Below are 16,282 nucleotides of genomic sequence, written 5' to 3' on the forward strand. Positions count from 1 at the left end.
CGGCCGCTCGGCCGTCGCCCCGCCGGGACGCGCCCTTCCTAGACGTCCAGGTCCACCACGACCGGCGCGTGGTCCGAGGCGCCCTTGCCCTTGCGCTCCTCGCGGTCGACGTAGGCGTCCTTGACCGCCGTCGAGAACGCCTCGTTGCCGTAGACGAGGTCGATGCGCATGCCGCGGTTCTTCGGGAAGCAGAGCTGGCGGTAGTCCCAGTACGTGTACGGGTGCTCGTACTTGAGCGGGCGCGGGACCACGTCCGTCAGGCCCTCCTCGCGCAGGGCGGCCAGTGCGGCACGCTCGGCCGGGGTGACATGGGTCAGTCCCTCGAACGCGGCCACGTCGTAGACGTCGTCGTCCGTGGGCGCCACGTTGTAGTCGCCCAGCACCGCGAAGGGGCGGCCGCCCGCCGCGTCGCCCGCCACCGCCGCTCCCAGGGCCTCGAACCACTGGAGCTTGTACGCGTAGTGAGCGTGGTCCACCTCGCGGCCGTTCGGCACGTACACCGACCAGACACGGACCGGACCGCAGGTCGCGGAGACGGCCCGGGGTTCCTCCACGCCCTCGTACTCGGGACCGCCCGGCAGCCCCTTGACCACGTCCTCCAGGCCGACCCGGGAGATCACCGCCACGCCGTTCCACCGTCCCGTGGCGTGCACGGCCGCCTCGTATCCCAGCTCGCGCAGCTGTTCTACGGGGAACTGCTCGGCGGCGACCTTGGCCTCCTGGAGGCACAGCACGTCCGTGCCGCTGCTCTCCAGCCAGGCCAGCACCCTCGGGAGACGGGCGGTGATCGAGTTCACGTTCCAGGTGGCGATGCGCATGCCTCACAACCTACCGGGCGGGTACGACAACGGGTCCGCCGAAGACACTCCGTGCCGTCCGTTCACCACTGGAGCGGCACGGAGCGGCACGGGGTCGGGCGCTGCCCGGTTCAGGCGCTGCCGGCTCAGACCTCCGCGGACGCTCCCGGCGTGAGCCGCAGATGCTCGGAGCCGCCGAGGGCGCCGATCTGGCGGTCGTAGATCGGCCGGGCCAGGTCCGTGAGCAGGGCGTCGTGGATGTCGTACGCGCGCTGCGGCTTGACCTCGCGGACGTACTCGATGACCTCGGAGATCTTGTTCCACGGGGCCATCACGGGGAGCATCAGCGTCTCGACCGGCTGGTCGGGGACGGTCAGGGCGTCCCCGGGGTGGAAGACGCGGCCGCCGTCGACGAGATAGCCGACGTTGGTGATGCGCGGGATGTCCGGATGGATCACCGCGTGCAGTTCGCCGTGCACCTGGACGTCGAACCCGGCGGCGGTGAAGGTGTCGCCGTGACCGACCGTGTGCACCCGGCCGGGGAAGGCGGCGGAGACCTTCTCCGCCACCGACCGCAGCGTCCAGATCTCAGCCGCCGTGTTGGCCTCCATGGCCGCGCGGAGCCGCTCCTCGTCGAAGTGGTCGGGATGCTCGTGCGTGACGAGGAGGACGTCCGCGCCCAGGGCGGCGTCCTCCTCGCTGAAACCCCCGGGATCGATGACGAGCGTCCGCCCGTCCTTCTCGAGACGGACGCAGGCGTGCGACTTCTTCGTGAGCTTCATGAGTCCATCCTGCCCCCGCACAAGCTCGGGGGCTCGGCCCTGTGGACAACTCCGCCGGCTCACTCCTGGGGGGTCGTCTCCTCATGGATGATCTTCTGGGCCACCCGGAAGGCGCTGTTCGCCGCCGGCACACCGCAGTAGACGGCCGCCTGGAGCAGCACCTCCTTGATCTCCACCGGGGTGAGACCGTTGCGCAGGGCGGCGCGGGTGTGGACGGCCAGCTCGTCGAGGTGGCCGCCCGCGACCAGGGCGGTCAGCGTCACACAGCTGCGCGAACGCCGGTCGAGTCCGGGCCGGTCCCAGATCTCGCCCCACGCGTACCGGGTGACGAACTCCTGGAAGTCCCCGGAGAACTCGTCCGCCGAGGCCAGCGCCCCGTCCACGTGCGCGTCCCCCAGCACCTCGCGGCGCACCTTGATCCCGACGTCGTAGGGATCCCGCCACCCCACGGTCTCGGGCTCGACGGGAGCCGGGGCGATCTCGGCGAAGGGCCCGACCGGTGACGGGGCCGCCTGCACGGGGTACGCCGGCGCGGCCGGGACCGCCATCTGCCCCGTGGACGAGTCGAAGGCGGGCAGCCAGGCGCTGGAGAAGTGCCGTACGAGCAGATCCGTGACGGCGGCGGGCTGCTCCACGGGAACCAGGTGCGAGGCACCGGGGACGACCGCCAGGCGGGCATCCGGTATTCCGGCGACCAGCGTGCGCGCCTCCGCCGGCCCGGTGACCTGGTCGTCGGAGCCGGCCAGGACGAGGGTGGGAACACCCACCATGCCCAGTTCGTCCCGCACGTCGAAGGCGGCGAGCGCCTCACAGGCCGCGATGTAGCAGCCGGGGTCGGTGGTACGCACCATCTGCACGGCCCACTCGGTGATCGCGGGCTGGGCCGCCGCGAAACCGCTGGTGAACCAGCGTTCGGGCGCGGTGCGGGCGATCGGGTCCAGGCCGTTCGACCTCACGACCACCCCACGCTGACGGAACTCGTCGGCCGTACCGAAACGGGGCGAGGCCGCGATCAGCGCGAGGGAGGCCACGCGCTCGGGGCGGCGCAGAGCCAGTTCGAGCCCGACGGCCCCGCCGAACGCGCAGCCCGCGTACCCGAAATGCTGGATGCCGAGCCGGTCGAGCGTGGCCAGCAGCCGCCCGGCGAGCTCGGCCACCGATCCGGCCGGATAAGCGGGCGCTCCGCCGTGTCCCGGCAGATCGAACCGGAAGATCCGCCAACTCTTCGCGAGCTCCGGGACCTGCCTGTCCCACATGTGCCAGGTGGTGCCCAGAGAGGGCCCCAGGATCAGCACGGGCGCGTCCTCCGGCCCGTCAAAGCGGTATTGAAGGGTGTTCGGTGGTGTCTCACTCACCCGCCCGACCCTCTCATACAGCACGAAATCTCACATCGCTGGGGCGAGCTCAACGGCACTTGCCGCTCACACCGCGACAGATCCGGACCTGTATGAACCCTCACAGGTCCGGATCTGCACTTTTCGATGAGCATTCGTGACCGTGTCGACAGGAGACCCCGGGCGGATGGACGAATGTGCGAAGCCTTCGGTGGACGCGGTTCCCTTGACCGGGAACTCGTCCACCGGAGGTTTCATCCGTCGGTCGAACCATTATCACGTCCCACCGGACGAGTTGGAGCAGACAGCGCTCCGACGGCCACGAGACGGGAGGGGCGGCCGGCCCGGCGGCCTGTCACGCGGGACCGCCCGGCCGGACCGGGTCGTCACCGGACGTCGTAGGCGCGGGTGATGGTCTGGGTGACCGCGTTGCCCTTGGAGTCGGTGAAGACGGCCTTCGTCATGACCTGCTTGCCGGTGGCGCCGGTGTGGTCGAGTACGGCCGTCCACCTGCCGCCCCGCCGCTCGGTCGGCGCCTCGGTCCACGTGATGCCGCCGTCGCAGGAGTAGGACAGCGCGGCCTTCGTGATCGCGCCCGGGGTGTACCCGGCGTGGCCCTCGACCGACAGGCCGACCTTGATGCCGCTCTGCGCGGGCAGGGTGTTCATCCCGTCCACCGGCAGGTCGTACACCGGGGAGAGGATCGGCAGGCCGCGCGAGTAGACGTCCGGCTCCCGGTGGGAACGGAAGCTCCACGTGGTGGTGACGGCGGTGGAGCGCAGCCAGTTCCGGTCCGCGGTGAAGATCTTCTCCAGGTTCTGGGTGAGCTCGTACGCGGAGTCCTCGTCCGGCACCCGGAACACGTCGTACGGGTAGGCACTGTTGCCGATCTTCTCACCGTTGCGCTTCAGCGACAGGTTGCCGAGGTCGCCGAACGACCCGCCGTAGGTCCAGTGGTCGCCGGAGCCGTCGACCCAGAGCGCGTTCTGGAAGCCCATCAGGTCGCCCTGCCGCTCGGCGGACAGCATCAGTTCGCCGTCGGCGTCGCGCGGCGCGGCCGGCCGCAGGGGGCCGCCGTACCACTCCTCGGTGCGGTGCTGTCCGGCCCGGTAGGTGCGCTCCTGGTCGCCCATGAACGCGGCGAACGGGAAGCTGGTCATCGCGCCGTGGTACCAGGCGTCGTCACCGGTCGTGTAGTAGGCGGTGCGGGTGACGGGCACGTGGATCCCGCCGTACGGGCTGACGGGGACATAGCCGGTGTCGCCTCCGCCGGGGCGGACGAACAGTGCGTCCAGGTAGTCGCCCTCCTTGCCCATGGCCCTCCACGTCTCCTCGACCTGGGCCAGCCTGGAGTCCCTGGGCCGGTAGAGCCGGTCGGAGTACAGCGGACCCCCGGTCGGGAACGACAGGTTGTAGACGTAGGACTGCCCGTCCTCGGAGCCGGACGCGCGCCAGGTGGGCCGGAACTCGAAGGTGCCCTTCGTGGCACGTCCGTCGATGTCCCCGTAGAGGTTCGGGACGGTCTTGGGGACCGTGAGCGATGCGGCGACCAGCCAGGTGTCGTCCCACGTGCGGGTGTAGCTGAACGTGGTGTTGTCCACCGTCGAGGGGCGGTCGGTCTCCAGACTCAGCCGGTGGGCCTCGCGGGCGTCGAGGACGACGGTGGTGTCACGGGTGATCCGCAGCTGCGGCCGCGCGAGGTAACTGACCGATTCCATCGCCTTGTTCGCGTCGTACGACGTGACGAAGCTGCTCAGGGAGTAGCTGCCCGGGCGCACGTTGTACGTCTGGTCGGCCGCACCGGCGTTGGCGCGGCGCTCCCCCTTGTCGATGTCGAGCTTGACGAGGTCGAGGGAGGAGGAACCGGCCGCGGGGTTGCCGTTGCGGTCGATGAGCTTGACCCGGAGCGTGACCGTCTCCGGCTGGACGTAGAGCGTGACGGGCACGGAGACGCGCACATCGCCGCCGGTGGCCAGGATCCGGCCGGTGACCGCGCCGTACTGGGAGTCCCTCAGACGGGCGGTGGGGTCGATCCGCAGCGGCACCTGGACGGTGGCCCCCGCGGGGATCCTCACCCTGCCGTCCGTCAGCTCGACGATGTCGGAGTGGACATCGCTGCCGTCGTTGCCGTGCACCCCGCTGACCTTCAGGTTCAGGGTGAGGTCCCTGCCGCCGGTGTTGGTGAAGGGCACCTTCACGATGGTGCGGTCCGAGGCGTCCTGCGGCCAGTCGTAGCTGCCGGCCTGCACGGCGGGCGCGGCGAGCACCTTCTGCTTCACCGCGTCGGACACGTCGAGCACCCCGGCGCCGGTCTCGTCCGCACCGGCCACCTTGCCGCCGGTGCGGGCGGAGGAGACCAGGGCGGCCTTGACCTGCTGCGCGGTCCAGTCCGGGTGGGCCTGGCGGACGATCGCCGCGGCACCCGCGACATGCGGGGTGGCCATGGAGGTACCGGACATCGACTGGTAGGCGTAGACGCCCCGGCCGCCCGCGTTGGCCGCCGATATGCCGACGCCGGGGGCGGCGATCTCGGGCTTGAGGGTGTGGGTGACGGCCACCGGACCGCGGCTGGAGAACCACGCGGTGGTGTCGTCGCGGTCGACGGCGCCCACGGTCAGCACCTCGGGCACACAGCCGGGCGAGGAGACGGTCTCGGTGGCCGAACCGGAGTTGCCCGCGGCGACGACGAACAACGAGTGGGTGCTCTGCGAGAGTTCCTTCGCGGCCTGGGCCACCGGGTCGGTGCAGCCACGGACCGAGGCGTTGCCGAGGCTCATGGAGACGACGTCGGCCTGCTGGTCGACGGCCCACTGCATGCCCGCGATGACCCAGGAGTCCTGACCGGAGCCGGAGTCGTCGAGGACCTTGCCGATGAACAGGGAAGTACCGGGGGCGACACCCTTCTTGAGGCCGTCACTGGCCGCTCCGGTCCCCCCGACGGTGGAGGCGGTGTGGGTGCCGTGGCCCACGTGGTCGCCGGCGTCCTTGGCGGTCGTGAAGTTCTTGACCTCGCCGATCCGGTCGACCAGGTCCGGGTGTTCGGCGTCCACGCCCGTGTCCAGCACGGCGACCTTGGTGCCCTTGCCGGTGTATCCGGCCGCCCAGGCCTCCGGCGCGTGCACCTGCTTGGTGGAACGGTCCAGGGTGGCCTCGACCTTGCCGTCCAGCCACAGCTTCTTCAGCGTGGAGGCGGAGCGTGAACGGGGGTTGGTGACGTCCTGCCAGAAGGTGGCGGCCGTGTCCTTGTCGGCCTTGAGCGCGACGCCGTCCACCGCCGGGAGGCTCAGGCCCCGCTCCGCCCCGCGAGGGGCCGCCGGCGTGCTGTCGGCGAGGTTCACACTCTTCTGATAGGTGGCGATGAGCGGAAGCGCGTCGGTGTGCGCGTCGTCGTATCCCTGGCGGATGAGCCCGGTGACGTTGAACAGCTGCTCGTCGACCTTGCCCTCCGCGATCGCCGGGGAAGCGTCCTCCGGGTAGACGTAGAGGTCCTTGCCGCTCTGATACGTCTGGACCGTCGGCTGGGTGCCGTCCTCGCGGGGCAGGACGGCGGCGGAGCTGTGCCCCGACGTGTCCGTGGTCACCAGCACCTTGTCGCCCGTGACGAGGGTGACCGACACCTGCTTGCCACCCGCGGCCGCGGTCCCGCTGCCGACGACGGGCCGCTTCCCTGACGTCGCGTCAGTCGATGTGTCCGCTGCCCCGGAAGGCGAGACCGCGGTGACGCTCAGGACGGCGGCGGTAGCCGCCCCCAGAGCTGTACGCGTTATGGAGCGCATGAATCTCCCCAATGAATACCGTGAACATGCCAGGTTGTGGGCTGCAGCCTGGCAGACCCGCGGATCGGTCGGGGACGCCGTGCGTGACGGGTTTCCCGCATGTCGGTATCCCGCCACGCGAGCACATCCGGTGGCTCGTGGGCCCGGTGGGACTTCGACCCCGGCAGACGGAGGCAACCCCACGCACCTCTTCGCCGCGATCCTCCGGGCGAACGTCGGGCGAGCGGCTCAGAACCAGCCCGCACGTGCGGCGTGCCACCCGAGCTGAAGGCGCGAGTCCGCCCCGGCGAGGTCCATCAGACGGCGTGTCCGTCGCTCCACGGTGCGGATCGAGAGACCGAGCTGGGAGGCCACCCGCCGGTCGGAGACCCCTGCCAACAACAGGGCGAGGACCTCCAGTTCCCCCTCGGTCGGCTGCTGATCGCCTGCCGGCTCCGCACGCACACCCGTGGCGGTGGCGTACAGCGGACGGGCTTGGGCCCACTCCTTCTCGAAGAGGTGGACCAGGGCCGTCAGCAGGCCACTGCGGTGCACCACGATGGCGCTCGGCTCGTCGCCGGAGTCCGTCATGTCCAGCGGCACCATGGCGCGCTCCCGGTCCGACACGACCATCTTCAGCGGCAACGAGTCGACCAGGCGAAGCTCGAGACCCGCCATGACGGCTTCTCTCACGTCCCTTCCCACGTCGGGGCCGTCGAGGTAGTCCTTGGCCGCCACGACCCGGAAGTCGATTCCCCGGTCCAGCGCGGAACTCTCCGACGCGTCGGCGTCCGCGCGCGGCACCGCGATGGGATCCCCGACGAGGAAGACGAGCAGCTCCCGCTGAGCGCCGCGCTGCAGTTGGTGGAACCGGTGCGCGACCTGCTCCACGCCGACGACCACCTCCATGACGCTGCCCGCGGGATGCGCGGCGGTACTGCGGTACTGCTCGGTCAGCATCGAGAACGCGGTCTCGGCCCGCTGAAGTGCGTTGCGCTGCTCGACGAGGAGCGGGGCCAGGGCCACCGAGGGCGGGGTGAGCCGGTAGCGGGGGGTCGGGGGGCCGGGCGGGTCGGGTACCTCGCTCTCGGCCTCGGCGGCGACCGCCACCAGGCCACGTGACGACAGGCCGAGCAGGATGCGGGTGGTCTCGGTCTCGTCGAGTCCGGTCTGCCGGGCGAGGTCGTGCGCGGAGGCTGTCGGGCGGGCGAGCAGAGCGGTGTAGACGGTCTCTTCGGCCAGACCCAGTCCCAACGCCTGCAGCATCCAGCTCCCCTCTCGGGCGGCCGCCTTGTCTGTCCTTGGCGCAGCTCGGGTGGACCGGGCGGATCCTTTCTCGGCCGAACCCTATCCCACGGTCGGCAAGTCGCCGTGGGCCTCCGCCTGTTGCGCGTCGTACCCGGGACGTCCGCCCCGGCGGATCACTGGGCGGCCTCGGCCGCGGCCGGTGGTGGGGCGTTGCGGCGGGATGCTTCTCCCGTGTCGTCCCGTCCGGCTTCGAGCCATCCCAACCGTGCCGTGTGGAAGCCCAGTTGCATGCGGTTCTGCACGTTCACACTGTCCATCAGGTGCCGGATCCGGCGCTGCACCGTCCGCAGGGAAGTGCGTAGTTGGGTGGCGATCGCCTGGTCGGTGAGGCCGGTCAGCAGCAGGCTGAGGATCTGTGCGCCCAGATCATCGATGACCGGCGCGTTCCGCAGGGCGCCCGCGGAAGTGACGAACTGCGTCGCCTTCTCCCATTCGGACTCGAACAGCGCGATCAGCGCGTCGAGCAGGCTGCTCTCGTGCACGAGCAGGGCTCCCGCCTTCGCGGTACTGGCCGAGCCGAGAAGGGGGACAATGGCCAACTCGCTGTCCACGATGAAGAGTTTGAGCGGTACGGCGTCGGCGATCCGGACCTCCTCTCCCGCGGCGCGCGCCTCGATGATCTCGTCGAACGACGGGACCTGTCCGTCGAGCGTCCCGCGTTCCACCACCACGCGGTAGCGGACACCACGCTCGATGGTCGCGCCGTCGGTCATGTTGCCGGACGAGAAGAACGGCGCCTTGACAAGATTCATGATCTCTTTGCGTGCGCCGAGTTGTATGCGTCCGACGCGCTCGCGTATGACCTCGCTGCCGTGGATCACCTCGACGACCTCCACCGTGCCGCGCCCGCGGGTGGCCGCGCGATAGATCTCGTCGAGGGAGTCGAGTTCGAGTTCCGCCAGATTGAGCTGGTTCTGCCGCTGGATCAGAAGCGCCCGCAGCGCCGACGCCGGCGGGGAGGCGACGAACCGGGTGGCGTCGCCGAGGCTGCGGGCGGCGAGCCCCCGGCCTTCGAGCCTGCCGAGGATGCGAACCGTCCGGCGGACGTCGCAACCGACGAGTTCGGCGAGTCCGGCGGGAGTGGCGGAGGCCACCGAGACCAGGGTGCGGTAGGTGTCCGCCTCTTCGGGGGTGAGTCCCAGCACGTCTGACAGCAAGATGTCTCTCCGCCTTCGAAAGCGCGAGGGACGGCCGGGGCGGACCTCACGCCGCGCCCCGGCCGTGACCCTTCGGGTCCGTTCACCGCTTCATCGGTTCGCCTCAGCGCAGTCGGTACGCCTTGGGCATGGTCTGTTCGACGCTGTTCCCCGCGCTGTCGGTCGCGGTGATCCGCAGCGCGACTCCTTCGGGAGCCTTGTCACGCCGTGGATGCCTGATGCGCGCGGTGAAGGTGTTCCGCCCGTCGGGCCGGGTGCTCGTCGGCTGCCAGGTCCTGCCGCCGTCGAAACTGGCCTCCACCCGCAGCCGGGTCACGGTCGGTGGCGTGCCGAGCCGCTCCTGGTAGTACCCGGTGACGGTGACGGAGTGGAACGCGTCGGCCTCGGCGGTGTTGTCCAGCCCCAGGTCCAGGTCGTACCGCAGGAAGATCAACGGCTCCGGACGGCACGGACCGGGATCCTTGACGAGGACGTCCGCGATGCACGGCTGGGATGTCGGTGTGTCGGCCTTGGCCGGCCGGTCGGACGTGTACTTCCAGACGGTCTCGACCCCGCCCGTCTCCGTCCGCAACGAGTAGCGGGCCGATTCGGCGGGCAGGTCGTACGCGACGACGTCGGCGCTGACCGAGCACCCCGCCAGCGCGAGCACCGCCACGGCGGCCGACACCGCCAGATTCACCTTCCGGCGCCACCTCGACGGTGCGGCCGCGTTCATCGGAGCAGTCTCCTTCGCCGTTTCGGTCATCACCGCTCACTCCTCGACACCAGGTCCGGCACGCTGCCGGGCTCACCGAGCTGGAAGACGAACTCGGCCGGGACGAGCCGTCGCGGAAGTTCACGGCCGCCCCCGTCGAAGAGGCTGACGCCGCAGTCGGAGGGCGCGCACGCCGGGATCCCGTAGATCAACGAGGTGCCACCCAGGTCGTTGAGGACGCCCATCACGGACTGGCGACCGCCCCCGCTGCCGGTCAGATACAGGGTGGGCCAGAAGCGGTCGGCCTCCCGGCAGCCGGCGCACGGCAGGCCGGTACCGACGGTGAAGCCCGACTTCGTACGGGCCTGGGGCACCGCGCCGGGAAGGGACGGACCCGCGTTCCAGTCGATCACGTTCCTTCTTCCGAGCACCAGGTCCTGGGTTTCCGCCGAGCCCGACGAACGCGCCGCGGACGGCGCGACGTAGTCCCTGACGGACACCTCGAAGCGGTCGATCGCGTTGTCGTCCCGCGGCCCGACCAGTGTGGTGACCTGCCGCTGACTGGCCGGTTTGGGCAGTTCCATCTCCTCTCCCGCCGGGACGGACTTGGTCGACCGGCTCCAGCTGAGGTGGGGGGTCACGCCGGGCCGGTCGGCGTGGACGCGCTGGTCGACCCGGTCCAGGTCCCGGGGCGTGACCCGGTACGGCAGGTCGCCGGGAATCCGGCCGGGGGAACGGAAGGCCAGGGCGTAGGACTTGGACACTTCCTTGTCGCCGCCGAGTTCGACCCGGACACCGTGCTTCGCTCCGCCCTCGATCCGCCGGATCAGCGTGGTGGTCCGGGCCGGGGGCACGGTCACGATCGGCAGCGCCGCGTAGGGATCGGCCGGCGGGCAACTGCCGGGGCCGTCCGCGCACTTGTAGGTCCGGGGCTCGTAGTTCAGCAGGGCGACCCGGTCGGTCGTGCCGGTCACCAGCACCCCGACCGCGCCCGCGGCGGCGGCCGCCGTCACCCGCTTGCGCAGTGCGGTGAAGTCACAGGTCTTCGCGCAGATGTCGGTCGGCCTCAGCAGTACCAGCGCGCCCTTGGCATCGACCGCGGCGAGTTCCTCGGCCGAACCGGTGCCCGCGTGGACGACGGACCTGCGCCCCGTGGTGGGCAGTCGGGGGATCGTCGACCGCACGAGGTTCGTCAGGGACTTCCCGTCCTCCTTCCACGTCTGGACTCCGCCGTGGATGGAGGTGTCCGGTGTGGCGTAGCGGGCGTCCAGGGCGAAGGAGTCACCGTTGCCCGTCACCTTCATCGTCACCGACGGCGGCACCAGGACGTGCCGACTGCCGAAGTCGAGCGTGCCGAGACTGACCCCGCCGGTCGGGAGTACCCACCAGTCCGGCTCGCCGGGACCGTATTCGGTGGCCAACTGCGCGGTGAGCCCCCAGTCGCCGTCCACGGAGGTCCGCTCGATCCTGAAAGCCGCCCGGTACGTCTCGGTCGGCTCCGGGGTGTTCACCGTGACCGGCTTGGCCTTCCTCAGGTCCAGCTCCACCGTGGTCGCGCCGGTGACGGCCACCTGGGGTGCCATCGGTGCCGCCTTGTGCAGGTCACCGGCCGTGTCCCGCCATGTCACCGCCATGGCCACCGTGACGGTGCCGGAGAAGACCCGTGCCCTGATCGTCCCGCCGCCCGGTACCGTCAGCGGGTCCTCGTACAGGTTCAGTTCGTCCTCGTCGACCGGGACGATCAGCGCGTTGCCGTACGACACGTCGGTGGCCCCGGCCGGAGGGACGACCTTGACGGTCACGTCGTGGCGGACCGGCTCCAGGAACGCCGACATGCGTGTCGCTCCCAGCAGTGTCCCGGCGTCGTCCTGCGCTGTCAGAGCGCCGGTGTACCGGCCGTACCGGCCGAAGCTGTCCAGCACGGTGCCGTCCTCGGTCACCGTCACGTCGGCGGAGCCCTTGGCGGGCACGGTCACCCGGTCGGCGCTGAGCGTGAACAGCCCGGCCGGTGCGGGCTTGCCCGAGGAGGACGCCGAGAGGGAGAGCGTGAGGGTGATCGGCTCGTCGGTCCAGTTGCTGTAGGTGACCGTCCTGGGCACCAACGCGTGCGGGTACTCGGAGCGGCCGAAGCCCAGGTTTCCGTCCGGGATGATCTTCGGATCGATCGCGCGGGCCAGATCCACCCGGCCGGCGCCCTGGGCGTACAGGTCGTGCCCCAGGTCCTTGGCGGTCGCCATCAGCAGCGCCTTGATCTGCCGCCCGGTGAAGTCCGGGTGCTGCTGGGCGATGATCGCGGCGGCTCCGGCCATATGGGGAGTGGCCATGGAGGTGCCGCTGGCGGACGTGTAGTGGTCGTCGACGGGCGTGCCCATCGTGGTGCCCTTGGCGCGGGCCGCGGCGATGGCGACGCCCGGAGCCGCGATGTCCGGCTTGGCCGCGCCGTCCCCGAGGCGGGGTCCGCGGCTGGAGAAGGAGGCCATCTTGTCGCTCTTGTCCACGGCCGCGACGGTCAGCGCCTCGCTGGCGGCGCCCGGCGAACCGACCGTTCCGGCGCCCGGGCCGCTGTTGCCGGCGGCGATGACGAACAGGGTGTTGTAGGTGCGGCTGAGCTTGTCGACCGTCGTGCTCAGCAGGTCCGTTCCGTCGCTGGCCTGACCGCCGAGACTCATGTTCACCACGTCGGCACCGGACTTGGCGGCCCACTCCATGCCCGCGATGACGGCGTCGCCGGCACACCTGCCGTCCTTGTCGCACACCCTGCCGATGGCGAGCTTCGCCCCTGGCGCCACACCGCGGCGCAGCCCGTCGGACGCCTTGCCGGTACCGGCGATCGTGGACGCCACGTGCGTGCCGTGTCCGTGTCCGTCCACCGGACCGTCGGGACTGCCCGTGAAGTCGACCGCCTCGGTGATCCGGTCGGCGAGATCGGGGTGGGTGGCGTCGATGCCGCTGTCCAGCACCGCGACCTTCACGCCCGAGCCGTCGTAGCCGCGCCCCCAGGCGGCGGGCGCGCCGATCTGCGGTACGGACTTGTCGAGCCGGACCGTCATCAGCTCGTTCAGCCAGACCTTGTCCACACCGGCCAGCGGGCCTGCGGCCCGTGACGCGGCGGGCTTGTCGGCGCCCTCCTTGCGCACCTCGCGCCACCACCGGCCGTCGCCCTTGATGATCATCGAGCGGGCGTTGACGCTCGGCAGGACGTCCTTGGCGGTCGTACCGACCGCGGTCGTCGCCGCCCGTGCGCGGGTCGTCGCGGTGTACTCGGCGATCGCCGGGACCTCGCCGGTCCTGCCCGCGGCCGCCCAGTCGGCCAGCTTGGCGACGTTGAAGAGCTCCCAGTCCAGCAGGTCGGTACCGAGCAGCGGCAACGCGTCGTCCGGTACGACGTAGACCTGGTCGTTCCTGGTGACGGTGTGGAAGAGAACCGATCCGTGCCCGGGTCGTGTCGCGGGCTCGATCTCACGGACGACCGGACGCCGGTCCTTGGTGACACCGATCCGCACCTTGTCGCCGGTCACCAGCGTCAGCGGTACGTCCGCCCCGGTCGCGGCGACAGCCTGGAGAACGTTGTCACGGACCGACGCGGGCAGGGTCAGGCCGGTGGAAGCGGCCGGGGACAGATCCGTAGTCGGTCCGGAGGCGACCGCCGAGGTACCCGGAACGATCGTCCCGAGGACGGTGATGCCGACGACCGCGCCGGCCAGGCCTCGCCCGAAACGCCTCATCGCGAGGCTTCCTGAGATGCCGCCTTTTCGGGGTCGCCATAAAAAATGACGCGATGGATGCACGAGCGCCTCCTACTCATCGCGAGAAATAAGTACTTGCCGCATTCAGCATTCACTTTCGGGCTCCGCGCGGACCGGGGCAACGCATGGGTGTGGCGGATATGCCTCATGTCATAAACCCGCCACAACGACCGGCCAGAGATCCGGCAAGGGCGCGCCAAACCCTTTCATGGACAGGAAAAACGGCCGGAGCCCTGCTCATCGACGGGAGCTGGGCCGATGATGCGGCCCAGCAAACAGACCGGCACAAGTATCGGAAATCTAAGACATTTCCAGCCTTTCCGAGGATGCTGCCAATTTCGGCAATTCCTGATTACCGAAGCAAAGCGACACACCCCCGAAACAATGGCCATCGGCACAAGCGCGCGTCTTCTCCCCGGAAGCGCGGTGTGAAAACAGGGCCCCTTCGTTCACGCTTGTTCAGGCCGGACCGGGTGAGAACGCATGGGACCGGTCCGGGAATCCGGTGCGGGTCAGAGCTCGCCCGGTGCGCCGAGGCCCGTCAGGGCGCCGACCGGGTCGAGGTCCGGGGTGCCTCGGGGCCACCAGTCGTCACGGCCCGGCTCGGACTCGTAGGCGTACCACAGGCCGTTGCGGCCGAGGCGGAGCTGGGCGTGGCCGCGCGGGTGGGTGAGGTGGTTGCGCCAGGGGCGGAAGGCCGGGAAGTCGGCGGCCATCAGCAGCGGCCGGGCCCGGTCGAACCGGCCCGCCGGGGGGTCCCAGGGTTCCTCGAGCACGGCGAGCGCCTCGAATCCGCCCTGACGCCAGGCGGCGACCGCCCGTGCCAGATCGACCGGGGTGCGGCCGGTCGCGGACGCGAGTGAGGAGTAGAGGGCGCGGGTGGCGGCGGTGAGCCCCGACCCGGGGCGGGCCGCCGCGATGCGCACCGCGTCCTGCCAGAGCGTCAGTTCCGCGACCGGATCGCGGCCCGAGATGAGCAGCGCGTACGCGCGAGCGGCCGCGTCCGTGGCCAGCTGGTCCAGCGCGAAGGCGTCCGGGCCGCCCGGCACGCCCGGGTAGGCCGGCGGCTGCTCGGGATGCGCGGGCGGCGGCAGCGGAGCGGGCAGGGGCGGCAGCACGCGCCGCGCGAGGGCGTCACGGGCGCGTACGCCGGCCGGCTGTGCCGGTTCCCGGTCCTGGGCCGCGCGGGCCGCACGGGTGGCGTTGCGCCGGGACAGCGCGTCGAGCAGCTCGCGCTCGCCCCGGCCGCGCAACAGGAACAGGACGAACGGGTCCTGGTCCAGCAGCCGCGCCGTCTGGTAGCAGAGTGCGGCCGCGTGCTTGCAGGGGTGGCCGAAGTCCGGGCAGCTGCAGTGCGGTTCGAGCTCGCCGGGGCCGGGAAGCAGTTCGACACCGCAGTCCGCGAGCGACTTGGGCATCTCCTTGTCGAGCAGCGCCGCGATGTGTCCGGGCCGCTCGGCGGCGGCGTCGAGGAAACGGTCCCAGTCGCCGTCGGTCAGCGTCCGCACCCTGACCTGGACGCGGTACGGCCGCGGCCGGCTCCCGTGCACATAGGCGAGCACCAGACCCGGTGTGACGGTGACGGCGTCGACGTGGCCGCGCCCGGCGTACGTCCGCCCGCGCGCCAGCCGTGCCGCGTCGAGCGCCCCTTCCTCCAACGCCGTGACCCAGGCGTTGCCCCACCAGGTCTCCGCGAACCGGCCGCCCTCCTCCCGGGCCCGCGCGGCGAAGGCGGGGAAGGTCCGCCGCAGCTCACCGTCACGGCCCGGGGACGCCATGGAACGAGGGTGCCGCTCGGCGGGGGCGGGGGTGATCTGTTCGCCGACGGACCGAGCGGGTTCCGGGGACTCGGCGCCTGCCCCGGGGGTGAAGAGCTCCGGGACGAGGGAGCCGACCGTGAAGGGCTCGGAAGCCGATGTCTCCCGCTCCGGCACGAGGTCCGTGGAAAGCTCGGGGTGCTCGGGGTGCACGGAGTGATCATCGTGCGCGGAGTGCGTGGGGGGTTCGTCGTGCTCGGCGTTCGAGGCGCGTGCGGGTCGGCCCGGGTTTCGGTCCCGAGTCGTCTCGTCGGCGCCGGTGTCCGCGTCGGGGCGCGACGGCTGACCCGTCTCGGCGGCCACGTCGGGGGGCAGCCGGAAGGCGTCCGCGAGGAGACCCCGAAGGCGGCGCTGCTGGGACACCCGGTCCGTGTTCACGGGGTGCGCGGGACCCCGTCTTCCACCGGCTCCGGCCGGGGACGTCCTGTCGGCCCGCCGCCTCGATCCGACTCCCGTGCTCCTGCCTTCCGTCGACCGCTCGTCGCCGCCGTCCGCCTCCTCGGACCGGAGCCGCCGTGCCTCGTCCCGCGCGGCGCGCAACGCCTCACGGGCGATGTCACCGGGGCGCGCGCCACCCCCGGCCTCCGCACCCGAACGATCCGTCGTGGCCGACTCCGTCGCCGTCGCCCGTCGCAGGGCCTCGCGGGCCGCGTCGCTCGGCCTCACCGCCGGGGCGGATGCCCTCGACGGGAGTTCGGGCGCACCGGACGCAGTGGAAGGGGCCGCGGCCACGGACTCCCGGTCACCAGCCACCGCTTCCCGCTCGGCAGTCCCACCGGCGCCGGCTCCTGTACCCGCACCAGCGCTTCCACCGTCATCGGCCCCCGCACCCGCGCCCTCACCCTCGTGATCGTCGGCGGCCGCGGCCCTCCGGGCGGCGCGCAGGGCGCGG

At 71.2% G+C, this 16,282-nt stretch carries 9 protein-coding genes; all 9 read right to left on the reverse strand.

Annotated elements, in window-relative coordinates; translation table 11 throughout:
- Positions 1–38: 38 nt before the first annotated feature.
- Entirely contained in the window at positions 39–818 is a 780-nt protein-coding gene (locus ACFYW9_RS30015; protein ID WP_389156747.1) for an exodeoxyribonuclease III, read from the reverse strand.
- A 125-nt stretch (positions 819–943) separates the two neighbouring features.
- On the reverse strand, positions 944–1,579 hold the full coding sequence (locus ACFYW9_RS30020; protein ID WP_351862108.1) for an MBL fold metallo-hydrolase: 636 nt from the start codon (positions 1,577–1,579) through the stop codon (positions 944–946).
- 59 nt (positions 1,580–1,638) lie between these two features.
- On the reverse strand, positions 1,639–2,934 hold the full coding sequence (locus ACFYW9_RS30025; protein WP_389156752.1) for an alpha/beta fold hydrolase: 1,296 nt from the start codon (positions 2,932–2,934) through the stop codon (positions 1,639–1,641).
- 365 nt (positions 2,935–3,299) lie between these two features.
- Entirely contained in the window at positions 3,300–6,689 is a 3,390-nt protein-coding gene (locus ACFYW9_RS30030) for a S8 family serine peptidase (RefSeq protein WP_389156755.1), read from the reverse strand.
- Between the two features lie 228 nt (positions 6,690–6,917).
- Positions 6,918–7,934 (reverse strand): helix-turn-helix domain-containing protein, encoded by a 1,017-nt coding sequence (locus ACFYW9_RS30035; protein ID WP_389156759.1) that lies wholly within the window; start codon positions 7,932–7,934, stop codon positions 6,918–6,920.
- A gap of 155 nt (positions 7,935–8,089) precedes the next feature.
- Positions 8,090–9,133, reverse strand: coding sequence for a helix-turn-helix domain-containing protein (locus tag ACFYW9_RS30040; RefSeq protein ID WP_389156762.1), 1,044 nt, complete (start codon positions 9,131–9,133; stop codon positions 8,090–8,092).
- Positions 9,134–9,236: 103 nt separating this feature from the next.
- Complete coding sequence (locus ACFYW9_RS30045; protein WP_389156765.1) at positions 9,237–9,878, reverse strand: hypothetical protein; 642 nt, start codon at positions 9,876–9,878, stop codon at positions 9,237–9,239.
- A complete protein-coding gene (locus ACFYW9_RS30050; protein WP_389156768.1) occupies positions 9,878–13,552 on the reverse strand; it encodes a S8 family serine peptidase in 3,675 nt (1,224 codons plus the stop codon). Before ACFYW9_RS30050 ends, ACFYW9_RS30045 begins: the two co-directional genes overlap by 1 nt.
- Before the next feature lie 533 nt (positions 13,553–14,085).
- Positions 14,086–16,056 (reverse strand): SWIM zinc finger family protein, encoded by a 1,971-nt coding sequence (locus ACFYW9_RS30055; protein ID WP_389156771.1) that lies wholly within the window; start codon positions 16,054–16,056, stop codon positions 14,086–14,088.
- Between the last annotated feature and the right edge of the window lie 226 nt (positions 16,057–16,282).

Source organism: Streptomyces sp. NPDC002698, from assembly GCF_042888945.1.
Lineage (GTDB): Bacteria > Actinomycetota > Actinomycetes > Streptomycetales > Streptomycetaceae > Streptomyces.